The 22902-nt window shown below is 64.5% G+C and carries 20 protein-coding genes; 9 read left to right on the top strand and 11 right to left on the bottom strand.

Features of this window, described 5'->3' with window-relative positions:
* Positions 1 to 67 precede the first annotated feature (67 nt).
* Both AC07PE_RS10725 and AC07PE_RS10720 read left to right on the top strand, forming a co-directional pair.
* On the top strand, positions 68 to 517 hold the full coding sequence (locus AC07PE_RS10725; RefSeq protein WP_498764023.1) for a DUF2231 domain-containing protein: 450 nt from the start codon (positions 68 to 70) through the stop codon (positions 515 to 517).
* Positions 504 to 1826 (top strand): PQQ-dependent sugar dehydrogenase, encoded by a 1323-nt coding sequence (locus AC07PE_RS10720; RefSeq protein ID WP_498764021.1) that lies wholly within the window; start codon positions 504 to 506, stop codon positions 1824 to 1826. Before AC07PE_RS10725 ends, AC07PE_RS10720 begins: the two co-directional genes overlap by 14 nt.
* A 69-nt stretch (positions 1827 to 1895) precedes the next feature.
* Here the strand turns inward: AC07PE_RS10720 and AC07PE_RS10715 are convergent, their stop codons facing one another.
* On the bottom strand, positions 1896 to 3041 hold the full coding sequence (locus tag AC07PE_RS10715; RefSeq protein ID WP_498764019.1) for an efflux RND transporter periplasmic adaptor subunit: 1146 nt from the start codon (positions 3039 to 3041) through the stop codon (positions 1896 to 1898).
* Complete coding sequence (locus AC07PE_RS10710) at positions 3031 to 6228, bottom strand: efflux RND transporter permease subunit (protein WP_498764760.1); 3198 nt, start codon at positions 6226 to 6228, stop codon at positions 3031 to 3033. Before AC07PE_RS10710 ends, AC07PE_RS10715 begins: the two co-directional genes overlap by 11 nt.
* A 359-nt stretch (positions 6229 to 6587) precedes the next feature.
* Here AC07PE_RS10710 and budC point away from each other — a divergent pair, with 359 nt between their 5' ends.
* On the top strand, positions 6588 to 7349 hold the full coding sequence (gene budC / locus AC07PE_RS10705) for a meso-2,3-butanediol dehydrogenase (RefSeq protein ID WP_498764017.1): 762 nt from the start codon (positions 6588 to 6590) through the stop codon (positions 7347 to 7349).
* 17 nt (positions 7350 to 7366) lie between these two features.
* On the opposite strand, the gene AC07PE_RS10700 is transcribed toward budC, so the two are convergent.
* Positions 7367 to 8977 carry a methyl-accepting chemotaxis protein gene (locus tag AC07PE_RS10700; protein WP_498764015.1) on the bottom strand — a complete coding sequence of 537 codons (1611 nt, stop codon included), beginning with the start codon at positions 8975 to 8977 and terminating at the stop codon, positions 7367 to 7369.
* Between the two features lie 224 nt (positions 8978 to 9201).
* Here AC07PE_RS10700 and AC07PE_RS10695 point away from each other — a divergent pair, with 224 nt between their 5' ends.
* From AC07PE_RS10695 to AC07PE_RS10670, 6 genes are all read left to right on the top strand, one after another.
* Positions 9202 to 9789, top strand: coding sequence for a response regulator (locus tag AC07PE_RS10695; RefSeq protein ID WP_498764013.1), 588 nt, complete (start codon positions 9202 to 9204; stop codon positions 9787 to 9789).
* Positions 9790 to 9883: 94 nt separating this feature from the next.
* Positions 9884 to 10132: a hypothetical protein gene (locus AC07PE_RS10690; RefSeq protein ID WP_498764011.1), complete on the top strand. Its 249-nt coding sequence runs from the start codon at positions 9884 to 9886 to the stop codon at positions 10130 to 10132.
* A 19-nt stretch (positions 10133 to 10151) separates the two neighbouring features.
* The gene (locus AC07PE_RS10685) at positions 10152 to 10781 is read left to right on the top strand and encodes a response regulator (RefSeq protein WP_498764009.1); all 630 of its coding nucleotides are present in this window, start codon (positions 10152 to 10154) and stop codon (positions 10779 to 10781) included.
* Positions 10782 to 10791: 10 nt separating this feature from the next.
* On the top strand, positions 10792 to 11853 hold the full coding sequence (locus AC07PE_RS10680; protein WP_498764007.1) for a sensor histidine kinase: 1062 nt from the start codon (positions 10792 to 10794) through the stop codon (positions 11851 to 11853).
* Complete coding sequence (locus AC07PE_RS10675) at positions 11846 to 12214, top strand: response regulator transcription factor (protein ID WP_498764005.1); 369 nt, start codon at positions 11846 to 11848, stop codon at positions 12212 to 12214. Before AC07PE_RS10680 ends, AC07PE_RS10675 begins: the two co-directional genes overlap by 8 nt.
* 307 nt (positions 12215 to 12521) lie before the next feature.
* On the top strand, positions 12522 to 12791 hold the full coding sequence (locus AC07PE_RS10670; protein ID WP_498764003.1) for a hypothetical protein: 270 nt from the start codon (positions 12522 to 12524) through the stop codon (positions 12789 to 12791).
* A 1-nt stretch (position 12792) separates the two neighbouring features.
* On the opposite strand, the gene AC07PE_RS10665 is transcribed toward AC07PE_RS10670, so the two are convergent.
* The 8 genes from AC07PE_RS10665 to AC07PE_RS10630 form a co-directional block, all read right to left on the bottom strand.
* Positions 12793 to 13824, bottom strand: a complete 1032-nt coding sequence (locus tag AC07PE_RS10665; RefSeq protein ID WP_498764001.1) for a Csu type fimbrial protein — start codon at positions 13822 to 13824, stop codon at positions 12793 to 12795.
* Positions 13821 to 16163, bottom strand: a complete 2343-nt coding sequence (locus AC07PE_RS10660; RefSeq protein ID WP_498763999.1) for a fimbria/pilus outer membrane usher protein — start codon at positions 16161 to 16163, stop codon at positions 13821 to 13823. The genes AC07PE_RS10665 and AC07PE_RS10660 overlap by 4 nt, the downstream gene beginning before the upstream one ends.
* A gap of 32 nt (positions 16164 to 16195) precedes the next feature.
* On the bottom strand, positions 16196 to 16930 hold the full coding sequence (locus tag AC07PE_RS10655) for a fimbrial biogenesis chaperone (RefSeq protein ID WP_498763997.1): 735 nt from the start codon (positions 16928 to 16930) through the stop codon (positions 16196 to 16198).
* Between the two features lie 2 nt (positions 16931 to 16932).
* Positions 16933 to 17451 (bottom strand): Csu type fimbrial protein, encoded by a 519-nt coding sequence (locus AC07PE_RS10650; RefSeq protein WP_498763995.1) that lies wholly within the window; start codon positions 17449 to 17451, stop codon positions 16933 to 16935.
* A 126-nt stretch (positions 17452 to 17577) separates the two neighbouring features.
* The gene (locus AC07PE_RS10645) at positions 17578 to 19788 is read right to left on the bottom strand and encodes an ATP-binding protein (RefSeq protein ID WP_498763993.1); all 2211 of its coding nucleotides are present in this window, start codon (positions 19786 to 19788) and stop codon (positions 17578 to 17580) included.
* A gap of 452 nt (positions 19789 to 20240) precedes the next feature.
* The gene (locus tag AC07PE_RS10640; protein WP_498763991.1) at positions 20241 to 21221 is read right to left on the bottom strand and encodes a diguanylate cyclase; all 981 of its coding nucleotides are present in this window, start codon (positions 21219 to 21221) and stop codon (positions 20241 to 20243) included.
* Positions 21222 to 21264: 43 nt separating this feature from the next.
* Complete coding sequence (locus AC07PE_RS10635; RefSeq protein WP_498763989.1) at positions 21265 to 22233, bottom strand: chemotaxis protein; 969 nt, start codon at positions 22231 to 22233, stop codon at positions 21265 to 21267.
* 133 nt (positions 22234 to 22366) lie between these two features.
* Positions 22367 to 22852 (bottom strand): Lrp/AsnC ligand binding domain-containing protein, encoded by a 486-nt coding sequence (locus tag AC07PE_RS10630; protein WP_498763986.1) that lies wholly within the window; start codon positions 22850 to 22852, stop codon positions 22367 to 22369.
* Between the last annotated feature and the right edge of the window lie 50 nt (positions 22853 to 22902).

Genomic DNA, 22902 nt, shown 5'->3' with positions numbered 1-22902 from the left:
TCCATGTTAGGCTTTAAACAAGCTTCCGCGCCTCGCAAGAGGCGCTCTTACATGGAAAGGCAGTGTCATGACAACACAAACCCATACATCCCGATTCAGCATCACGTCGGCGATTTTCGATGTGCTCGACCCGATACCATTTGGTTTCTTCGTGGCCGCGCTCATCTTCGACATCCTGTACATGAATACCTTCACCATCCTGTGGGTGAAGGCCGCGGCCTGGCTGATCAGCATCGGCCTTGTGTTCGCCATCATTCCGCAGCTGATCAATCTCGGCCGCACCTGGTTCGGCAAGAGCCGCATCCGTACGCGTAAGCTGGCGCTGAACTTCTGGCTCAACGTGGTCGCCATCGTGGCCGCGCTCTTCAATGCCTTCGTGCACAGCCGCGATGCGTATGCCACCATGCCGGCCGGCGTATGGCTATCCGTATTGACGGTACTGGCGATGGTCATCGGCCGTATCGTCCTCGCTGCCGACATCGTCACCTACAAGGAGGTCCGCCATGAACATGCGTAATCGTGGATGGCGGCTGACGCTGGGCATGGCCGCGGTATCGGCGCTGGCCCTGAGCGCCTGCAGCGACAAGGCCCAAATGAATATCTCGCAGCAGGTGGGCGGCAATCCGTCCATGCCCAAGCCGCAGGACTTCCTGGTCCCGCCGATGCAGGTGCCCGACGGCGTCGGCTGGAAGGGCGAGGCCAAGCCGCAGGTCGTCGCCGGCCTGCAGATCGAAAAGATCGCGTCCGGACTCAAGCATCCACGCTCGCTGCTGGTGCTGCCGAACGGCGACGTGCTCGTCGTCGAAGCCAACGGGCCGGGCGAGGAAGCGGTCACGACGCCGAAGCAGGTCATCGCTGGCAAGGTCAAGAATCAATCGGGTAAAGGCGGCAAGGGCGGCAACCGCGTCACGCTGCTGCGCCGGAAGCCCGGCGCCGTCGGTGAATGGGAGCAGCACGTCTATATCGAAAACCTGCACTCGCCCTTCGGCATCCAGCTGGTCGGCGACACCCTGTACGTCGCGAACACCGGCAATATCATGAAGTACCACTACACGCCGGGCGAGACCAAGATGTCCGACCCGGGCGTGGAGCTCGGCGACCTGCCCAGCACCGTCAACCACCACTGGACCAAGGCGATGGTGGCAAGCCCCGACGGCAAGCACCTGTACGTGGGCAGCGGCTCGAACAGCAACATCACCGAAAACGGCCTCGAAGTGGAGTACCGCCGCGCCGCCGTGCTGGAAGTCGACGCCGCCACCGGCGCCAGCCGCGTGTTCGCCTCGGGCATCCGCAATCCGACCGGCCTGCAGTTCGAACCGCAGTCGGGCAAGCTGTGGGCCATCGCCAACGAGCGCGACGAAATCGGCGCCGACCTGGTTCCGGACTACCTCACCTCGGTGAAGGAAAAAGGCTTCTACGGCTGGCCTTACAGCTACTACGGCCAGAACGTCGACCGCCGCGTCCAGCCGCAGCGCCCGGACCTGGTGGCCAAGGCCATCAAGCCGGATTACGCGCTGGGCTCGCACGTGGCGGCGCTGGGCCTGTGGTTCTATACCGGGAACATGCTTTCCCAGTACAAGGGCGGCGCCTTCGTGGCCGAACACGGCAGCTGGGACCGCACGCCGCTGAGCGGCTACCAGGTCATCTACGTGCCCTTCGCGAACGGCATGCCCAGCGGACCCGCCCAGCCGGTCGTGACAGGCTTCCATTCGGCGGACGAAAAGCAGCTGTACGGCGCGCCGGTCGGCCTGGCGCAGGATGCGGAAGGCGCCCTGCTGATCGCCGACGACGTCGGCAACGTCATCTGGCGCGTGACCAAGCGGTAGGGTGGGCGCCCGCGCCCACGCGCGGCGCAGGCGCAATGCGATCGTCACGTGGGCACCGGGGTGCCCACCCTACATGCGCTTCGCCACCTTCACCTGGTCGCCATCCGCCAGCCCATCCGGCGGGCTGTCGATGATGCGGTCCGCCTTGCTGACGCCCTCGCCCAGCTGGATCACGTTGCCGAGATCGCGCACAATCGTCACCTTCCTGATCCTCACCTTGTTACCGGCATCCAGCACCGCGACCTGGGCGCCGTTGCGGCCCATGATCAGGGCGCCCGGCGGAATCGCCACCGCGTTGTCCGCCATGGCGGCCTGGTCGAAAGCGACGGTGGCGAAGGCGCCCGGCAGCAGCTCCCCTTTCGGATTCTCCACCGCCAGCTGGACCAGCATGGTGCCCGAGCCGGCATTGATGGCCTGGGCCAGCGACTGCACCTTGGCCTGGTAAGTCACGCCGGGACGCTCAGGCACCGCCACGCGGGCCAGGCTGCCCGGATGGATCTGCGCCAGCTGGCGCTGCGGCACCTGCACATACACGCGCAGGCGGCGCAGGTCGGATACCACGAACAGCTCGCTGCCTGCCGCGCCGCCCGAGCCGGCGTTGACCAGCGCGCCAACATCGGTATTGCGCGCCGTGACCACGCCGTCAAAGGGCGCCGCCAGCTGGGTGTAGCGCTTCAGCGCCTGCTGGCGCTCGACGCTGGCCTGCAGCGCCGCCACGTTCGACTGTTTGGAGATGAAGTCGCCCTGCTTCTCGTCCGCTTCCTGCTTCGACACCGCGTTCTGTGCCACCAGCGATTGCCAGCGCTTGGCCGTGCTCTCGGCCAGCGCCAGATTGCTGCGCGCGACCGCCAGCTGCGCCTGGGCCTGGCGCAGGTCCTGGTCGAGGTCCGGGGTCTCGATGGTCGCCAGCACCTGCCCTGCCTTCACGGGTGCGCCGATGTCGACGCGCCAGTCCTTCAGGTAGCCCGACACGCGCGCATAGATGGGCGCGCGCGACCAGGCTTCGATGCGCGCCGGCAGCTCCATCGGCGCGCCCGCGACGTCCTTCATGGCCACCAGGTTCACCGTCGGCACCGCCCGCTCGGCGGCCGATTCCTTGAGCTGCTCGGCCTGCGAGTGGCGGGTGGCGAGGCCGCCGACGACCACGGCGGCGGCCACGGCCAGCGCGAGCGCGCCGATCACCAGCGGACGTTTGGAAGATGATTTAGCTTGCATGAGCGGGAACTCCGGATTGGGGTGGCAGGCCTGCATCCAGCGCACGCTGCTTGCGGCGGCCGTGGACCAGGCTGAAAACGACGGGAACGAAGACCAGGGTGGCGATGGTCGAGAACACCAGGCCGCCGATCACGGCGCGGCCCAGCGGGGCATTCTGCTCCCCGCCCTCGCCCAGGCCCAGCGCCATCGGCAGCATGCCGATCACCATGGCCAGGGCGGTCATCAGGACCGGGCGGAAGCGCACGAAGCCGGCTTCCAGCGCGGCGGCGGCGGCGTCGCCCAGTTCTTCCAGGCGTTCGCGGGCGAAGCTGATGACAAGCACGCTGTTGGCGGTGGCCACGCCCATGCACATGATCGCCCCTGTCAGCGCCGGCACCGACAAGGTGGTGTGGGTCGCGAACAGCATCCAGACGATGCCGGCCAGCGCCGCCGGCAGCGCCGAGACGATCACCGCGGGGTCGGTCCAGGACTGGAAGTTGACCACGATGAGCAGGTAGATCAGGCCGACCGCGCCCAGGAGCCCGAACAGCAGGCCCGAGAAGGCCCGCTCCATGGTGCGCACCTGGCCCAGCATCTCGACGGTGGCGCCCTTCGGCACGTCGGCCCTGGTGTCTTCGAGTACCTTGCGGATCTCGGCGGCGACGGCGCCGAGGTCGCGGCCCTGGGTGGTGGCGTGGATCTGCACCATGGGCGCGACGTCGTACTGGCTCACCAGCGCATTGCCGGTGCTGCGCTCGAAGCGCGCCAGCCCGCCGAGGGTGGCGGCATTCGCGTTGGCGCCGTTGCCGACCGGGAGATTGGCCAGCGCCGACAGCGAGTCCAGCGCCACTTGCGGGGTCTGCATCACGATCGGATAGGTCACGCCGGTGGCCGGGTTCAGCCAGTAGGTCGGCGACACCTGGCTGGAGCCGGCCAGGTTGACCACCATGCTGTTGGTGACGTCGCGCGTGGTCAGGCCGAGCAGCTGGGCCTGGGTGCGGTCGACGTCCACCTTGAACACCGGCGCGCGGTTCGATTGCTGGATGCGGGCGTCGGCCACGCCGGGAATCGCGCGCACGCGCTTCAGCAGCTGCTGCGCGTAGCCGAAATTGGCGTCGATGTTCCGCCCGCGCACCTGCACGTCGATCGGCGCCGGCGAGCCGAAATTCAGGATCTGGCTGACGATGTCGGCCGGCGGGAAGGAGAAGGTGGTGTCCGGAAATTCACGCGGCAGCACCTCGCGCAGCTTCGCCACGTAGTCCGCGGTCGGCGCATGCTCGTGGCCCAGCGCAATCTGGAAGTCGCCGTCCTGGGTGCCCATGGTGCCGGTGTTGTTGTAGGTGAGGTTGATGCTCGACGAAGGCATGCCGATGTTGTCGACCATGGTCACGATCTCGTGGGCCGGGATCACCTTGCGGATCGCCTGCTCGATCTGGGCGAAGCGTTTTGCCGTCTCCTCGACACGGGTGCCGACCGGCACGCGCGCGTGGATCAGCACCTGGCCCGAGTCCACCGCCGGGAAGAAGTTACTGCCCAGGAAAGGCACCAGCAGGAAGGACAGCGCCACCACGGCGATGAAGCCGATCAGGAAAGGCCGGCGGTGCTGGATCGAATGCTGCAGGATGCCTTTATAGCGGTGGCGGATGCCTTCGAAGCGGGCCTCGAAGCCGCGCTGGAAGCGTTGAAAAGCGTTGGTCGGCTGGTGCGCATGCTCCTCGCGTGGGTCATGCGCACGCAGCAGCCAGTTGGCCATGGTCGGCACCAGGGTGCGCGACAGGATGAAGGAGCAGACCAGCGCGAAGATCACCGCCTTCGCCATCGGCACGAACAGGAAGCCGGCCACGCCCTGCAGGAAGAACATCGGGATGAACACGATGCAGATGCACAGCAGCGAGACCAGCGCCGGCGCCACGATCTGCTGGGCGCCATCCATGATCGCCGGCTCGACCGCCTTGCCCTGCTCCAGGTGCCAGTTGATGTTCTCGATGGTGACGGTGGCGTCGTCGACCAGGATGCCGACCGCCAGCGCCAGGCCGCCCAGGGTCATCAGGTTCAGGGTCTCCCCGGTTGCGGCCAGCGCGATGATGGAGCCGAGGATGGACAGCGGGATCGACACCGCGATGATCACCGTGGAGCGCCAGCTGCCCAGGAACAGCAGGATCATGACGCTGGTGAGGGCGGCCGCGATCGCGCCTTCCATCGCCACGCCCTTGATCGCGGCGCGCACGAACACCGACTGGTCGTTGATCGGCACCACCTTCAGCGCCTCCGGCAGACTGTCCTTCATGGCGTCCAGTTTGGCGCGCACGCCGTCGACGATGGCCAGTGTGGACGCGGAGCCGTTCTTCAAAACTGACATTAACACTGACCGGCCGCCGTCCACGTGCACGATATTCGTCTGCGGCGCATTGCCGTCGTGGACGTCGGCGACGTCGCCGAGGTAGATGGTGGTGCCGCCCACCACCTTCACCGGCAGGCGCGCCAGGTCCTCGATCGCGGACGGCGCGCTGTTCAGCTGGATCGTGTATTCGAGGGCGTCGATCTTCTGGTTGCCGACCGGGGTCAGCACGTTCTGCGCCGCCAGCGCGTTGGCGATGTCCTGGGCCGACAGGCCGCGCGCCTGCAGGGCGTCCGGCTTGACGTCGATCTGCACCTGGCGCTGCTTGCCGCCGTAGGGCAGCGGGATCGCCGCGCCGGGCACCGTCACCAGCGGGGTGCGGATGGTGTTCAGGCCGAGGTCGAACAGCTGCTGCTCGGACAGGCCCTTGCCCGACAGCGCCAGCTGCAGGATGGGCACCGTGGCCGCGTTGTAGTTGATGACCAGCGGCGGCGTGATCCCGGCCGGCATCTGGCGCACCGCCGACTGCGCGATGGCCGTCACCTGGGCGTTGGCCACCGCGATGTCGACACCCGGCTGGAAGAAGATCTTCACCACGCTGACGCCCGGATAGGTGTTGGCTTCGATGTGCTCGATGTCGTTGACGGTGGTGGTCAGCGAGCGCTGGAACAGAGTCGAGACCCGCCCCGCCATCTGGTCCGCCGGCAGGCCGGTGTACTGCCAGGCCACCGCGATCACGGGCATCTTAATGTCGGGGAAGATGTCGGTGGGCGTACGCACCGCGGCCAGCGGACCGATGATGAGCAGGGTGAGCGCCAGCACGACGAAGGTATAAGGTCGGCGCAGCGCGACGCGGACGAGGCCAAGCAGCATTGAATACTCCGGACAAGGGCATGGCAGCACGGGGATTTCCGCAGCAATCTGCCGTCATCTTCCTGTAATGACAGCCCATCTGCCGTGAAGCCGTGATGCAAACCCAATAATATGCGCGAAAAACCACGGGCTGGCTAGTGCGCAGTCCTGCAAACGGCCATGAATTTCCTGCATCAATACGCGCCGGGGCGGCATTGTCAATACGATGTGCACAGCAAGCGGCAGCTGGCCGCACAGCCGCGTAACACTCGTATTGAAAGCGCGGCGCGGGAAGTATTTGCACCGCATCTACTGAAAATCCGGGTTTGCGCTGCTGTGCTATCGTCCACTGCCCCTTACGCTTTTTGGAAAACAGGATGAACCGTTTTAAAGAAAAGACCGTACTCGTCACCGGCGCAGCCTCGGGCATAGGCCTGGCCACCGCGCGCCGTTTTCTCGATGAAGGCGCCCGCGTCGTGATGCTCGATATCGACGAAGCCAGGCTGCACAAAGCCGCTGCCGGGCTGCCGCAGGACCGCGTGCTGGTGCAGGTCGGCGATACCGCAGACAAGCAAACCGCAGACGCCGCCGTCAAGGCGGCCCTCGAGCGCTTCGGCGGGTTGCATGTCCTGATCAACAATGCCGGCGTCGCCACCGAGGGTGACATCATGCAGACCAGCGAAGAAGACTTCGCAAGAGTCATGGCAGTCAACGTGGCCGGCTACTTCCACATGGCCAAGGCGGCGATGCCCGAACTCGTGAAAGTCCGCGGTGCGATCGTCATGACCTCCTCCGTATCGGGGCTGGGCGGCGACTGGAATACCTTCGCTTACAACACCTCGAAAGGCGCGGTGAGCAATATGGTGCGCGCGATGGCCCTGGATGCGGGCAAGGACGGCGTGCGGGTAAATGCTGTCAATCCCAGCTTCACCAAGACCGGCATGACCGAGGATATGCTGAAGGATAAGGAACTGGTCGCCAAGTTCAAGGAACGCATGCCGCTGTGCTCACCCGAGGATCCGGAAGGCGTCGCGGCAGTCATGGCATTCCTCGCAAGCGAGGATGCGCGCCTGATCACGGGCGTGAACCTGCCGGTGGATGCGGGGTTGACGGCATCCAACGGGCAGCCGCCCATGTAAGGCGCTGGCGGCGAAGCTCAGGCGACAAGCATTGCGGGACCACCTGGCTGGCGCACAGACTCCCGGCGCGGGCTAGCAGCCACCGACGGTTCTTGGCGGATGGCAAGACGAAACTTGCCGACCTGAGCCGCCAAGTGCATCGACTGTTCGTGGAGTGACTGCGCGGCAGCCGCCGCTTCTTCGACCAGGGCGGCGTTCTGCTGCGTCAGGCCGTCCACGTGGCCGACGGCCATGTTGATTTCGTCGACGCTGGTCGCTTGCCCATCGCTGGCGGAGGCGATCTCGCGCATGGCCCCGGCCAGATAGCTTACCTTGCCAACGATTTCCCGCATCGTGTGGCCGGCCTTCTCGACCAGTTCGGAGCCCGCGGCGACGGCCGAGACGGATTCGCCAATCAAGCTCTTGATCTCTTTGGCCGCCGCTGCCGAGCGATGCGCGAGTCCACGGACCTCGCTGGCGACAACGGCAAAGCCGCGTCCTTGTTCGCCTGCGCGCGCCGCCTCGACGGCGGCATTCAGCGCAAGGATATTGGTCTGGAAAGCGATGCCGTCGATGACCTCGATGATGTCGACAATGCGCGCTGCGGCGTTGTCGATGGTCGACATCTTCTCGACCAACCGATCCATCACGGCCCCGCCCTGCTCGGCCACGGAAGTGGCTGCAGCCGCGGCATGGCCCGCGGCCTGGGAATTGTCGGCACTCTGGCGCACCACATCGGTCAGGATCTGCATGGCTGCCGCCGTCTGCTGTAACGACGAGGCCTGCGACTCAGTACGGTGCGACAGGTCCTGGTTGCCGCAAGCGATTTCCTCGGTAACCGAAGAAATGGCGGTCGCGCCCTGCCGCACTTCCTGCACGATACGGGCCAAGCCAGCACGCATGCGGTCCAGGGTGCACATCAAGGCGCCCATCTCGTCCTTGGCGGCGGTCTCGAGTGGCATGGTGAGATCGCCACGCTCGACCGCTTCGGCAAACTCGCAAGCGCGCCGCACGGGCCGCACCACGCTCAGCGTCACCAGTACGGCCAATGCGATGCCGAGCACGACCGCGAGCGTCGCCATCAGCGCCACGATGCGCATGGATTGCCCGCTCACTTCGTTAACCTCGCGGCTGGCCTGAGTCAGGTCGGCTTCGATGACACGGATGGTTTCATTGACGTCGACAACGATCTGGCGCCGCAAGGGGTTGCATTCCTTGATCAGAAACCGCGCATAGGCTTGCATCTCATGCGCCTGGCGGTATCGGCGCGGACGTCCAAGCTCCTCGGCCATCCGGCGCAGACCGGCTCGGGCCTTCTCGAACTCGGGGCGGCCGGCAAGGACCGGCCCGAGCCTGTCCAGGGCTACAAGGTAAGCAGCGCGATGCTGTTCGAGCAAGTCAAGTTCCCTGGCTGCCTCCGTGTCGTCCTCGAGGATGAACGCATTACGGGCCGAGATGCCGGTCTGGGCAAGCGCCTCCCGGATCGTATATAGCGGAGCAAGTTCGTCCTGGCGAATGCGAGTCGCGTCGGCAATAGCTTGCGCAGTGGCGTTCAGGCGCATTGCAGACATACCGGCAATTGCCAGCATCATTGCCAGCAGCATGCCGAAACAGATTCCTAAACGCGCGCCCAATTTCAAGTTATTCAACACAGCCGCCTCACAGTCTATCGTTTTCAAAGTTGCCCTACTGCATGATGCGATTTTTTTTGCACGAAGTAAACAATAAAATCAGTAAAGTCAGCAAATTCAAAATGCTGTTGCGTTTTTTTAACTTTATTAGTGCATGAGCAAACTGTTACAACAATTTTGGTGATGCTGTGAATTGCCGCAGTTATATTTACGTTAAATTCTCACACATTCTCACCTGAACAATGAACGAAGCCGAGCAGTTCTGTACGACCGCTGAAGCCGCACACTTGCTTGGCGTTGCCCACCGCACGATTCAGTTGTGGGTGGAAGCCGGCACACTGAAAGCCTGGAAGACCGCGGGCGGCCACCGCCGCATCGCAATGAGCTCGGTCGAGCGGCTGCTGGCGGAGCGAAGCGGCGTCCTTGCAGCATCGAGCAGCAAACCGCCTGCAGCCCAAAAGGCGTTCAAGATCCTGGTCGTAGACGACGATCCTTCCCTATTACGCCTCTACGAACTTGAAATGCTTGGCTGGGGCTTGCCACTCGAAATCATCAAGGCGCATAACGGCTTCGACGCCTTGCTGAAGATCGGCGAGCATACCCCGGACCTGCTGATCAGCGACCTCAACATGCCAGGTATGGACGGCTTCCGCATGCTCAGCACGCTACGCGCGGATCCCGCCCGCCAAGGCTTGCGCGTCATTGTCGTCAGCGGCCTGGACAAAGCCACCATTTCCGCGCTTGGGCTCCCAGCAGATATCCCGGTTTTCACCAAGCCCGTGCAGTTTTCCAAGCTGCAAGCAGCCGTCGATAAGGCGCTGACGAGTTAAACTTGCTGTATATACATGTTGAATTGCCGCAACACAACTTTCGCGCTCGAGAATATCGCTTTCCTGGAACCGGTAAAATCGATACCATGCATGCATGGAAAAATTCAGCAAAAACGAAACCAAGACCATCTTTGAAGACGGCTTGCCTTTTTACGACGACGAGCAGCCTTGCATGCTGCAGCGGCTGCTGATGCTGGCTGCCGTCCTGGTTCTGCCGCTGGTCGGCAGCTACGCCCTCACGGAGCGGCCCGCGCCTGCGCTTGCGATCATGGAAAGCCCCGCCGCTGTGCAGGCTGGACAGGCAGCAATGCCGCCGCTGGCCGCACTTGACGAAATGAAATAACTCGATAAAATCGGAAAATATGAAAACCGACGCATCGAAGCTAGTGGCATCCGGGCCTGAGACATCCGAGTTCTGCTCGACCAAGCAAGCAGCCGAAAAAATCGGCGTTTCGCACCGTACCATTCAGCTTTGGGTCGAGAGCGGTGTCCTTCACGCCTGGAAAACTGCGGGCGGGCACCGCCGCATCACGACCGAATCCGTTCTCAAGCTCGTCGAGCAGCGGCGCCAGGCGATCGGTGGCCTCGCCGCGCCGGCCTCTCCAGCACCGGTGGACGGTAAGAAAAAGCTGCTGATCGTCGACGACGACGCCACCATGCTGCGCCTATATGAACTCGAAATGGCTGGCTGGAACCTGCCGGTCGAGGTGATCAAGGCAAGCAATGGTTTCGAGGCGCTGATCAAGATCGGCGAGAACAAACCCGACATGCTGATCAGCGACCTGAATATGCCTGGCATGGACGGTTTCCGCATGATCCGAACCTTGCGCAGCGAGGCAACCTATGCTGGCATGGCGATTGTCGTGATCAGCGGTCTCGATCAGTCGACTGTAGCTTCGATGGGCCTGCCCGCCGACATTCCCTTCTTCTCGAAACCGGCTTCCTTCGTACGGCTGCGCAGTCTGGTTGAAGGCGCGCTCCAGGCGGCCTGACGGAGCCAAAATGGAAATATCGTCTTTGCCCGGTGACGACCAATCCAGCCTGCTGGCGCAGCTTCCCGACGGCATTCTCATGCTCGATGCTGGCGGCTCGATCCTCTACGCGAACCCGGCAGCCGAGCGCATCTTCGGCGCCGGCGCCGGGGGATTGCATGGCAGCGGCGCCGACCTCCTCGGTATCGATGCCGCCGCCCTGCCCGCTGCGGCAGATGGCAATGCACGCGACGCCAGCGGCCGTAGCATCGCCGGCGGCGCAATGGCGCTCGAGCTCAAGATCTCGGCCATGCCGGCCGCCGCGCAACAGCGATTCGCCGTGATCGTCCGCGACGCAACGCAGCAGCGCGACCTGGACCAGCGCAACCGCGCCACCGACGAGCGCCGCCGCAAGCATTTCACGACCGCGACCCACGAGTTACGCACGCCCATGGCCAGCATCCTGGGCTTTTCCGAGCTGCTGTTAAAGCGCGAGTACGATCCGGCCACCAGCCGGGAGCTGGTCGAGATCATCCATCGCCAGGCCGAGCGGCTGGTTGCCCTGATCAACCAGCTGCTCGATCTTGCGCGCATCGAGGCCGGCGGCGTCCAAGGACTGCAGATCCACCCGGCCCCCGTGGCGGAGCTGCTGAAACAGACCATGGCGGGGCTCAACGGCTTGGGACAGAACCACCGTATCCAGCTCGTGCTCGACGACGCACTGCCGACGATGGCGGCCGATATCGACAAGATGCAGCAGGCCCTCACCAACATCATCAGCAACAGCATCAAATATTCGAACGAAGGCAGCCTGATCGATATCACTGCCTTTGCCGACGTGCTCGATGGCGAGCCCATGGTCGCGATCCGGGTTGCAGACCGTGGCATCGGCATGAACGGCGAGCAGCGCGCACGCATGTTCGACGCATTCTACCGGGCAGGTGAGACGCCGGAGGTGCAGGGCAGCGGCCTTGGGATGACGATCTTCAAGGAGATCATCGACCTGCATGGCGGCAGGGCCGCGGTCGAATCGGAGCCTGGCGCCGGCACCACCGTCACCGTCTGGCTGCCCGCAGGGGTGCCGCGTGGGTAAGACGATCCTGATCGTCGAAGACCAGGACGACCTGCGCCTGCTGATTCGCCTGACCCTGCGCTCGCTGGGCGGTATCCTGCAGGCGCCTGGCGCAGCCCAGGGTCTTGAACTTGTGCGCAGTGAAAAGCCGGACCTGGTCGTTCTCGACGTCTGGTTGGGCAAAGATAGCGGACTCGAGGTCTGCGCTGCGATCAAGGCCGATCCGGCCACTGCGGGAACCAAAGTCCTGCTGCTCTCCGCCTGCGGCCAGCAAAGCGACGTCGATGCGGGTTTTGCCGCCGGCGCCGACCGCTACATGATCAAACCCTTCAGTCCGCAAAGCCTGACCGAGACGGCGGCGAGCCTGCTTGGTGCCTGCTGAAGCTCACCGCGCGGCAACTTAATCACACATTCTCACTTTTACGACGATTAGAGGTGAAACTCTAATTTTCTTTGCGACTCTGCTTAAGCCGAAAAAAACGATACCGGCCCTGAGTCGCGTGTGCCGGTAACGCGCGGCTCGACGTCCTTTTCCACCGTTTCCCGGACTCGATTCGGAAAAACCGGCAACCATCCACCGGTTTACGTTCTCTCGCATCCGGCCTGCTCTAAATTGCCAATCGGAAACGATCGAGTATCATTCGATAACGGTCAACCGAACAATGAGCCAACGTGGAAAGGGGGTCAAAATGAAGCGAATCGTCTTGGGCACTCTGCTGCTGTCCATGCTGAATGTGGCCGGCATCGCCGCTGCTGCTTCCGGCAGCGCCACAATGGAAGTCAGCTTCGTGGTCAAGGAAAGCTGCACCGTACAGCTGCAGGAAGGAACGGCAAGGGTCGCCCCGACCGTGTCCTGCGGCCATCATGCCCCTTACCAGGTATCGAACCAGGTCGATACGCCAGCGCCGGCGCCATCCCAGTCGCAAGCCGACGGCCAGACCTGGAAAATCACTTTCTGATTCAGAACACCAGCGTCGCAATCACGGTATCCTTGTAGTCGCCGGGCGAAGGCGTCTTCTGGACCGGTACCTGCCCGTACATCGTGATCGTCTGTGTCGCGCCGCTGCCGACACCCGTGACCACCGCCGTACCGCCGCTGCCGTCCCCCCAGACCGCGCCGTCCCCCCAGACCGCGCCGTCCAGCGTACTCGAAATCCGGTAGCCGATCGTCTCCCCCGTCGCCGCATTGCGCATGCTGCGCGCCGCGACGTTGCCGCTGGATCCCGCCCCGAGCGAGACCTGATACGCGGTGTTTGCCGTGCATTGCACGTTCATGGCGGCACTGGCGCGCACTGAACTCTTCAATACGCTATTGCTGCCGAAAGCCAGGTTGCCGGTATTGATGACGCAGTTGTTGGACACGGTCGCCTTGGCATTGAAGGAGAAGGTCGACGTCGCCCCCGCCGTACAGGGAGAGGAGACCAGTCCATAAAAGGCATAGCTGATGCTGCCGTGGCCGGCGAAACTGGCGCTGTAAACGGTGTCGGCATTGCCGGCCGTTTTCACGCCGGCCAGTGCACTGCCCGGGATCTTCCCGTACACGGCAATGCTGCGGCTGAAGGTGCCCAGCGCCAGCAGGCCGGTCATGGTGCCGGAAATGTAGGCGGAGCTGGCAGGCAGGCCGTTTCCTCCCCAGATCGCGGCGGCACTGTAGGTGTTGTCGACATAGAGGTTGAAAGGCAGCTGGTTGCCGCCATTGGTCATGTAACGCGGATTGCCGGTGCCGCCGCCGCTGCCGGCCCCCAGGTAGACACATACCGCCACGTTCGGAAAAAGAAGGAGCGGCGGCACGCCCGTCAGCACGGTCCAGGTGCAGGTCACGGTCAGCGTCCCATTCGCGTAATAGTCGGTATTGGCGGTCGGGTTAACCCCCGTGAACACGACGTCGGTCATGCTGGCGCTGCAGCTGTCGGCGCGCGCCTCGAGTGGGCCGAACAGGAACAGCGCCGCCAGCATCAGGGCGCGCCAGAGTATGTCGAAACGCTTGCTCATGGGTTCTCCTTGGTGGGTGCCGGTTTGCCGGCCGTGCAGCGCAGCGGCCCGATGGACGGCAGCTGGCCTTCGGTGCCCGCGCGCCACGCGAAGCGGTAGCTGCAGGCGCCCGCGCCCTCGCCCGCGACGATCTCGTTGTCCGCATCGAGGCCGTCGAGGAAGACGACGCCGTCGTAGCCGACCACGGTGGCCGGCTTGCCGTCCGGCCGTGTCACCGGCGTCCCGGGCGGCAGCGGCTTGCCTTCGGCATCCTGGACGATCACGGTGGCGGCGCGGTAGCGCTCGACATGGAAGGCCGCCACCAGTCCAGCGCCAGCCTGCGGCACGACCTCGAGGCTGGTCGATGCGATGCGGGCGTCCGCCGGGAGGTTCGATGGATCGATCGCGATCTGGTTGCCCGCATACGGCATCAGGTCGGGGACCAGCAGCCTGCCATCGGCGCCGGTGCGGCCAATCTCGCGATTTTCATGCATGACCGGGAGGCCCGGCACGCCGGTGCTGACCAAGGCGAAACCGCGGCCGACGCGGCGTGCCGCGAGTACAGTCCCGTCCATCGCCGCCAGCGAACCGCTCAAGCCCACCGAAGTACTGCGCGCGCCGCCGGCCTGCAGGGTACTAGCCATCAGCTGGCCGGCGCTGCCCAGGTACTGCAACTGTGCCTGGCTGTACGCGAGGTCGCCGCTGCCTCCCTTCTGCAAGCCCCAGCCTAAGCCGCCGCCGAAGTCGGGCGCGCGCGACATGGTAAGGCTGCGGCTGCGCTGTCCGCCCTGGCTGCCGGCGCCCAAATTCAACCCGGTACGTTCGCCGAGTGAAAAGCTCAGGCTTGCCATGATGCCGCGTGCCTCGCGTCTCGCCAGGTCGCGGTAGCCACTCAGGCTGAAGAAGGCGCCATGGCCCAGCGTGCGCGACCAGGCCAGCGCCAGCAGGCTCACCGCAGCTTGCCTGGCTACCTGGTAGTGCACGTAACTGAGGCTGGCGCTGCCGGCGCCCGCCAGTCCCAGGCTCAGGCTGGCGCGGTCGTTGATGCGGCTGACGGGCGTCCCTTCCAGGGCGCCAAGGTCGGCGTAGCCGCGTGTGGCGCGGGTGCTTTGCACGTCGAAGCCGATGCGCTGCTCGATGTACTGGTAACCGATGCTGGCCTGCAGGCCGCGCGCGCCAGCGCCGTCGTTGCCGCCCGCGCGGCCGCTGCCGGCCAGCGAGCCGCTCAGCACGCCACCGGCGCTGCCGATGCGCACCAGCGCGCCGGCGCCGGCGTTGAGCAGCCCGCGTCCCGCTTCGGCATGGCCTTCGAGCGTCAGCGTGTCCGACCAGCCATGCCGCCCAGAAGCGGTCGCCGCCGGCGCATTGCCGTAGCCGAATGAACGGGTGCCGTAATCGCGGCGCACGGCGCCCAAGGCGAAGGCGAAGTCGCTCAAATCCCTGGCCAGCAGGCGCGTATCGACGTACAACGGCAGCGAAGCAGCGACCGAGCGGCCGAGCGCGTCCCGCGTGACAATGGTGGCCTGGCCAGCGCCGTTCAGTCCAGCCACCTGGTCGAGAACGAAGGGGCCGCTCGGCACCTCGGCGCTGTACTGCTGGACGCCATTCACATACAGGCTGACGCTGCTGGGCACCACCGCCGAGCCCCGCATTGCAGCCACCGGATAGGTCATCAAATCGGGCCGGAGGTCGAAATTGCGGCGCCATACGATGCCGCCCATGCGCAGCGCGCGGGTCCAGCCCAGCGAAGGCGACACGAAGTCGCCGGCCTGCACGGTCTGCAGGCTGGCCGGGTCGGACCAGGTCCAACTGCTGTCGTATCGGGTATAGCGCCGGCCGCTGCCGTGCAGGACTGCGCTGCCGCTGCTGCTGAAGACGCCGCGCCCGCCGCCGAATGCGCGCAGCTCGTTGAAGGCCGCGACGCGATTGCCGCCGCCAAGCTGGCCATACAGGTCGTAGTCGAGGACGACGCCCGGGTCGGCGCGGCCCGGGCCGCCCGGTCGAACGCTGCGCGCCTGCAATTCGAAAGGCGCACGCAGATGGTCGGCGAGGATCAGGTCGATGGTTTGTGCCGCGGCATCGTAATTCCAGGTCAACCCCGCGACCGCACCCAGCTCGAAGTCGTCTTTACCGGCCACCCCCAGGCGTTGCGGGTCGAGGCCGATCTCGCGCAGGCTCTGCACACCCGTGAACAGCCCATGCGGGCCCTGGCGGAAAGGCAGTACCTGGCCTGTCTTCGCTCCATTGACGCTGACTTCAAGGTAGAGCTCGGGCGCCTCGTCGGCGCCGTGCGCGTGCAGGCAGGCGGCCAGCAGGCAGGCAAGCAGCAGGCGCGGCGCGCACGCCTTTCGCGCCGGCATTCCCGCTACGCCGCAGCCGTCCCGCACCGCGTTCACTCGCGTATGACGATGCCGCTGGCAGCCAGCGGCTGGGCGTTCACGGTTGCGTCGATGGCCAGCGCGGCGCCAGGCGCGCCCAGCTCCACTGCGCCATCGACCGGCAAACGCCATTCGCGCATCCTGCCGGCCAGCGCATAGCCAAGCAAACCTTTGCTGAGCGAGTAGTCCTTGCCGTTCGCGTGCAGGACGGCGGCGCCGATCTGGGCGTGCAGGCCGCCATCGTTCTGCACGCGCAGCATCCAGGCGCCATCGCGGCGGAACAGCTTCCAGATCAGTTTGGGCGTGGCCTGCGCATCGTTGCCCTGCACGAAGGCCGGCACCGAGTACTGCAAGCGGATCGCCACGCCGCTGGCGGCCGCCTCGCTGCGCGGTATTTCGTCGATCAGGACGCGATAGCTCTGTTCGCCCGAGGCCTGGGCCGGATTGCGGCGCACCAGGCGGATGATCTGCGTGCTGCGCGCCGCCACTTCCATTACCGGCGGACTGGCGACTACATCGGTCGCCGGCGTCAGCACGTCCTGGCCGTCGCGCTGCTCCCAGAGGTAGACGCGGACCTGCCCGACCAGCGGCGTGTCACCGTTATTCTGAAGATTAATGCCGGATGCGCCCTGCCCGGCCCGGAACTGGATCGAGACCGGCGAAATCTGCAGATTGGCCGCCGGCGACGGCAGCGCGCAGACCAGGCCGGCAAGGAACACCGCGGCGCGGCGCCAGGAATCGAAGGCCATGCTCAGAAGTAGACGGTGGCGGTAATCGTGGATTTATAGGTATCCGGGACCGGCGAAGCTTGCGAAGGGATCTCGCCGTACACGGTCAGGGTTTGCAGCGTACCGGTGCCGGTGCCGCCAAGGGTGTCGGTGCCCTGGCTGTTGCCCCACAGGCCGGAACCCTGCGATTGGTAGAGGTTGAAGCGCACGGTGGCGGCATTACCGCCGGTACCGCTCATGTAGCGGGTGGTGCCGCTGGAACCCGCACCGGTACCGGCATCCAGGCCGACGTTGTAAGGCGTGGTGTTGGTGCAAGTGACGTTGATGGTCGAGCTGGCATTGACGGCCTGAGTCAACACGCCCTGGCGCTGGCCGAAATCCAGCGCGCCGGCGGCGATGGTGCAATCTGCCACGATCTTCATGGTGACATCGAAGCTCGAAGGACGGCTGCCGTTGCTGTAGACGGCGGCGCCGGACAGGCCGGGCAGAACCGCAATAATCAGGGCGCTCAGGACAGACTTCCGAATTTTCGATGCAAACATGATAACTCCGTGCGAAATTGGTGGATTTGTAGTTGCCGCAAGACAACTATGCCACAACTCGGCCAAATCAGCAAATCCGGAAACAGAAATATCGGTAAATTACGAAAAAGTGATGCAAACCAGCAACTAGCTGATTTTTTCGCCTGCATGGCTATCTAACGGCAAGTCGACGAAGAATTCAGTGCCGCCACCGTCGCGGTCGCGGAACGCCAGCTCGCCGCCGTGCTCCTCGACGATATTCCGGCTGATGCTCAGACCTAGTCCGCTGCCCTGGCGACGCGCTCCTTCCGCATCGGATTGCGCGAAGCGCTGGAAGATGCGGTCGCGGAAGTCTGGTGGAATGCCGGGCCCGCGGTCGAGCACCGAAATGCGTAGCGCATCACCGTGGCGGACCAGCCGAAGTTCAACCGTCCCGCCGGACGGCGAAAACTTGATGGCATTCGAAAGCAGGTTGGTCAACACCTGGGTCAGACGGTCGGCATCCACTTCGGCCCGCAGCTGTGCGGCGGCGTCGCTGAAGCCACACTCGATGCGTACCCCGGCCTCGCCGGCATGGCCCCGCATCGCGCTGGCGGCGTCGTTCAGGATAGGCAGCAGCGCCTGTTCACTTCGTACCAGCTGTACCTGGCCCGACTCGATCTTCTGCACGTCCAGCATGTCATTCACCAAGCGCACCAGGCGCTCGCAGTGGCGATGCGCGATTGAGATCAGCTCCGCGGCTTCCTCCGGCACACCCTCGACGGCGCCGGTCGTCAGCAGCGACAGCGAGGCGCGCATCGAGGTCAGCGGCGTGCGTAGCTCATGCGAGACGGTGGCCACCAGTTCGTTCTTCATTTGTTCCACCTTCTTGCGCAGCGCGATGTCACGCATGAAGATGCTGAAAAAGCTCGTATCCGCGCCGCCGGCGATGCGCGCAGTCATTTCCACTTGAAGCTCGCGGCCCTGGCGGTTGCACACGATGCGCTCGACGCGCTGGTTCAGGACGGGGAGCTGTCCGGTTTCGCGGAACTGGCGCAGGGACTGCAGGTGGAAAGGCAGGAAACTCTTCGGAAAGACCAACTCGCCCATCGGCCTGCCGAGCGCTTCCTCGCGGCGCCAGCCGAACATCTGCTCGGCCGCCGAATTCCAGTCGATCACGCGGCCGTCCAGGCCCATGCCGATGAAGGCATCCTGCGCGGATTCGATGATGGTGTGGATGCGCTGCTCGTTCTGCCGCACGACGTCCAGCGCTTCCGCCAGGGCCTGGGTGCGCTCGTTCACCCTCTGCTCCAGGGTCAGGTTCAACTCTTCCAGCTCGGCCTGGCGGTGCTGTAGCTTGGCCACCAGCCCGTTCAGGGTGCTGGCCAGGGCGCTTACTTCGTCGTAGCTGCGCTTGCGCTCCACAATGGCCGCGCCCTTGCCGTCCTGGACGCGCGCCGCTTCCAGCTTGAGCTGCTTCAGCGGACGGGTGATCCAGCGCGCCACGAACACGCCGCCCACCGAGAACAGGAGCGCAAGCGCGATGCCGCTCCACAGCCCATACTGGCGCAGGCGCTTGACGGGCACGAAGGCATTCTCGACATCTTCGCGCACGAGCACAGTCCAGCCCAGGCCCGCATAGTCGGCATAGCCTTTCGACTGACTGTAGCCGACCAGGTAGGTTTTACCGTCGCTCCATTGCTCGATGATGTAGCCGGGCTTGTTGTCGAGCCGTGCACGGCGCAAGCTAGACATGTCGATGGTGCTGCCCTGCAGCTCCCGAGGCCCAAGCAGCACCAGGCCCTTGTCCCCGACGATCAAGGCATCGACCCGGCGCGCGGCTTCCAGTGGAGCGATGATGGAACGCTCGACGTCGCGCGCCCACTGCCATGACAGATGAGCTCCCAGCACGCCGCGCTCCACACCATCACGGTCGCGGAACGGATGGGCGACATCGACGAAACGCTGCGGCTCCCCGCTCTTTTGCCGGGGCAGCAGCTTGGCCAGCAGCAGTGCCTCGTGCACGTCGCCGACATGGCCACTGCCCTTGCTCGCTTCCCTGAACCAAGGGCGCTTGCTGACGTCGGCCCCTTCCAGCAGGCCCCCGGCCGATACCAGTACCCGGCCCCGGGAATCGGCCAGGCCGATCCAGCTGTAGTAGCCGTAGGTGTCGTGGACGTCGTCGAGAATGCGGCGCCACTCGTCATGGTTCAGCCCGGCATCAGCCACGGCAAAGCGCTTGGCGATCAGCCCGACCTCGCGGTAGCGCTCGAACATCCCGCGATCGAGCTTGTCGGAGGCTTGCAGGGCAAGCTCACCTAGGCCGTGGCCGATGGTGTGTTTGACATGCTCGGTGGCTTCCTTTTCAACAACTGCCACGACAACCACGGTCAAGACAATCGACAGCGTCGAAAACGCCAGGCCCATATAGCCGGCAAGGCCTCGTGGGCGAAATCGGTCGAGCACTTGGGAAGGTTTTGTCATATGTCAGATTTGGACAAATATGATCGATCCTAGCACCAGCAATTTAAAGGAAGGTGTAGTGATTTTACTGACTTGACCGAAACGTGACGCTAGGTCTGCCTTGCCATGCGTTATGCCGACGCCGTTCTGCTGACACGGTATCCGACGACTTCCTGCGGGACTTTCTTGGACACATCTGCAGACTTAGAGATGCGCTCCTGGTGTTCGCGATGGCGTGCGCCTTGCGCGAAGCCAGGCTGTTCGGAACAGCATAGCAGCTTGCTCGACCGGAAAATGTCTCGAAATGTCGGGAGCGGACGCTGCCACCGCCAAGATTGCCGGTGCATCCTGCTTCCGTCACACTGTGTTCAAGGCTGGCCGTCGACGATCACGCGATCACGTCCGCCACGCTTGGCCGCATACAAGGCCTTGTCGGCAGCCTCGATCAGGGTCTTCGCCTCTTCCAGACGCCCCTTCTCCATGCTGGACACGCCGATGCTGAGCGTGACGTAAGGACGCACGGCGGTCGGCGCATGCGGCAGGTTCAGCGAGGCCACGTATTCGCGGATGCTTTCCGCCAGCTGGCGCGCCTGCTCGGCGTCGGTGTCCGGCAGGATCGCGGCGAACTCCTCGCCGCCGTAGCGCGCGGCGACGTCGGCCGGGCGCTTCAGGCGCGAAGCCAGCGCCTGCGCCACCGCGGACAGGCAGCTGTCGCCGGCCTGGTGGCCGAAGTGGTCGTTGTAGGCCTTGAAGGAATCGATGTCGGTCAGCAGCAGCGACAGCGAACCGCCGAGGCGCTGGGCCCGCCGCAGTTCGCGGTCGAGGGCGACGTCGAAGTAGCGGCGGTTGGCGATGCCGGTCAGGCCGTCGACGTAGGAACGGGCGCGCAGCGATTCCGCATGGTCGAGCAGGCGCTTTTCGCGCTCGACGATGCCGCTGACGTCGCGGATCTCGACCAGGCAGAACGTCTCGCCGCCCTCGCGGAAGGGCGAGACGCTCACGGCCTGCTCGATCAGCGGGCCGTCGAAGCTGCCGGCCGCGCGCAGCGGGAAGGGACTGCGCTGCTCGGATTGCGGGATGGCGGTGCTAATGTCCTCTGCGATTGCAGCCAGTACCGCCGCCTCGACGCGCGAGCCGCGCAGCTCGGGGAAGACCTCGAACAGCGGCCGCCCCATGACGCGGGCGGCAGCGCGGCCGCAGCGCGGCGTCAGCCAGCTGTTCCACAGCACGATGTGCTGGTCGGCGTCGAGGACGATGACGCCGCCGGCCACGAGGTTCAGGACGCGCGCGGCGATGGCGGAGACGGCGCCGGATGCGGCGCCGCCAGCTTCTGGCTTGGAAGTGATCACTTGGCAGTTCGGAAACAAATCGACTGCTGGATCATACCGGAACTCAGCCGTGCAGAACAGCTCGCAGAGTGCGCGAAAGATCCTCGGCCGAGTACTTGGCGACGTAGGCGTCGGCGCCGACTTTCTTGACGTGCTCTTCGTTGGTCGTGCCCGACAGCGAGGAGTGGATCACCACCGGCAGGCTGGAGAAACGCTGGTGCGTCTTGATCTTGCGGGTCAGCGTGAAACCGTCCATCTCCGGCATCTCGAGGTCGGTCAGCACGGCGGCCACGCGATCGTGCACGGTCTTGCCTTCGGCTTCGGCGGCAGCAGCGATGGCGTTCAGCTGGTCCCAGCATTCCTTGCCGCTCTTGGTCATGATGAAAGGCAGGCCCATCGCATCCAGGCCCTGCTCGATCAACGCGCGCGCGACCACGGAATCGTCGGCCGCCAGCACCACGGTGCCGGGCTTGACCTTGATCTTGCTGCCGACGGCCTGGGCGACCAGCTTCTCTTCGTCTTCCTTGGGCGGGTTGAGTTCGCGCAGGATGGTTTCCACGTCCAGCACCTGGGCCAGGCGGGCCGGCTGGCCGTCCTGCGGCTCCAGGCGCGCAATGCTGGTCACCATGCCGCTGCCGGCGGCGCTGCGCTCGGCCGACATCACCTGGCTCCAGTCCAGGCGCACGATCTCTTCCACGCTCTCGACCGCGAAGGCCTGGGTAGTGCGTGCGAATTCCGTCACCAGCATGATGTTCAGGCCGGTGACCGGCTTGACCCCGGCGATACCCGGCAGGTCCAGCACCTGGATGATCTGGCCGCGCAGGTTGACCACGCCCAGCACGTGCTGCGGCGCACCGGCGATCGCGGTGATCTCGGGCATCGCGACGATCTCGCGAATCTTGAACACGTTGATGCCGAACAGCTCGCTACGCTCGCCGTTGTCGTCGCCGCCGAGGCGGAAAAGTAAGAGCTCGAATTTATTCGTGCCGGTAAGGTTGCTGCGCTCGTCGACTTCCTGCTGAACCGATTTCATGTCTCATCCCGAAAAGTTGTGATGCCTCCGGGAAATGATTTTAGTAGCGAACTTGCCGGCTGTGTCATTACATGACCAACTCTTGCTCAATTTCATCACTTTCTGTTCCAAAAAACCACGGAATCTCACAGGCTCATGAACCAATCGACAACGCCAGGGTTTCCTTTACCTCCTCCATCACCACATAAGATTTGGACTGGGCCGAATCGGCCAGGTGCAGGATCTCTCCCAGCAAGCGCCGGTATTCCGACATCTCCGGAATCCGCGCCTTGATCAGGTAGTCGAAATCGCCCGACACCAGGTGGCATTCCATCACCTCCGGAATGCCGAGCATCGCGCGGCGAAAGCGCTCGAAGGCTTTTTCGGATTTCTGCAGCAGCGTGATCTCGACGAACACCAGGATCTGCAGGCCCATCGCCTGCGGATTGACCCGGGCGTAATAGCCGGCGATGACGCCATCGCGCTCCATGCGCTTGACCCGCTCGATGCAGGGCGTCAGCGACAGCCCCACCCGTTCGGCCAGGTCTTTCATCACGATGCGGCCGTCGCCTTGCAGGATGGACAGGATGTGGAGATCGATCTTGTCGAGCACCCGGTTCGACTCTTTTTGAACGCGCATGAAGTTTCACCAAATCTGCAGGTAAATATAGGAACTAATTTGCTTATATC

The organism is Telluria sp. GW821-FHT07G12, assembly GCF_059418525.1.
Note: the sequence above shows the minus strand (reverse complement) of the source record. Positions and strands in the feature narration are given on the sequence as shown.

Excerpts from the sequence above, each read along its gene's own strand:
- AC07PE_RS10725 (WP_498764023.1), top strand. The coding sequence starts at position 68 with ATGACAACACAAACCCATACATCCCGATTCAGCATCACGTCGGCGATT.
- AC07PE_RS10720 (WP_498764021.1), top strand. The coding sequence starts at position 504 with ATGAACATGCGTAATCGTGGATGGCGGCTGACGCTGGGCATGGCCGCG.
- AC07PE_RS10715 (WP_498764019.1), bottom strand. The coding sequence starts at position 3,041 with ATGCAAGCTAAATCATCTTCCAAACGTCCGCTGGTGATCGGCGCGCTC.
- budC (WP_498764017.1), top strand. The coding sequence starts at position 6,588 with ATGAACCGTTTTAAAGAAAAGACCGTACTCGTCACCGGCGCAGCCTCG.
- AC07PE_RS10695 (WP_498764013.1), top strand. The coding sequence starts at position 9,202 with ATGAACGAAGCCGAGCAGTTCTGTACGACCGCTGAAGCCGCACACTTG.
- AC07PE_RS10690 (WP_498764011.1), top strand. The coding sequence starts at position 9,884 with ATGGAAAAATTCAGCAAAAACGAAACCAAGACCATCTTTGAAGACGGC.
- AC07PE_RS10685 (WP_498764009.1), top strand. The coding sequence starts at position 10,152 with ATGAAAACCGACGCATCGAAGCTAGTGGCATCCGGGCCTGAGACATCC.
- AC07PE_RS10680 (WP_498764007.1), top strand. The coding sequence starts at position 10,792 with ATGGAAATATCGTCTTTGCCCGGTGACGACCAATCCAGCCTGCTGGCG.
- AC07PE_RS10670 (WP_498764003.1), top strand. The coding sequence starts at position 12,522 with ATGAAGCGAATCGTCTTGGGCACTCTGCTGCTGTCCATGCTGAATGTG.
- AC07PE_RS10665 (WP_498764001.1), bottom strand. The coding sequence starts at position 13,824 with ATGAGCAAGCGTTTCGACATACTCTGGCGCGCCCTGATGCTGGCGGCG.
- AC07PE_RS10660 (WP_498763999.1), bottom strand. The coding sequence starts at position 16,163 with ATGCCGGCGCGAAAGGCGTGCGCGCCGCGCCTGCTGCTTGCCTGCCTG.
- AC07PE_RS10655 (WP_498763997.1), bottom strand. The coding sequence starts at position 16,930 with ATGGCCTTCGATTCCTGGCGCCGCGCCGCGGTGTTCCTTGCCGGCCTG.
- AC07PE_RS10650 (WP_498763995.1), bottom strand. The coding sequence starts at position 17,451 with ATGTTTGCATCGAAAATTCGGAAGTCTGTCCTGAGCGCCCTGATTATT.
- AC07PE_RS10635 (WP_498763989.1), bottom strand. The coding sequence starts at position 22,233 with ATGAAATCGGTTCAGCAGGAAGTCGACGAGCGCAGCAACCTTACCGGC.
- AC07PE_RS10630 (WP_498763986.1), bottom strand. The coding sequence starts at position 22,852 with ATGCGCGTTCAAAAAGAGTCGAACCGGGTGCTCGACAAGATCGATCTC.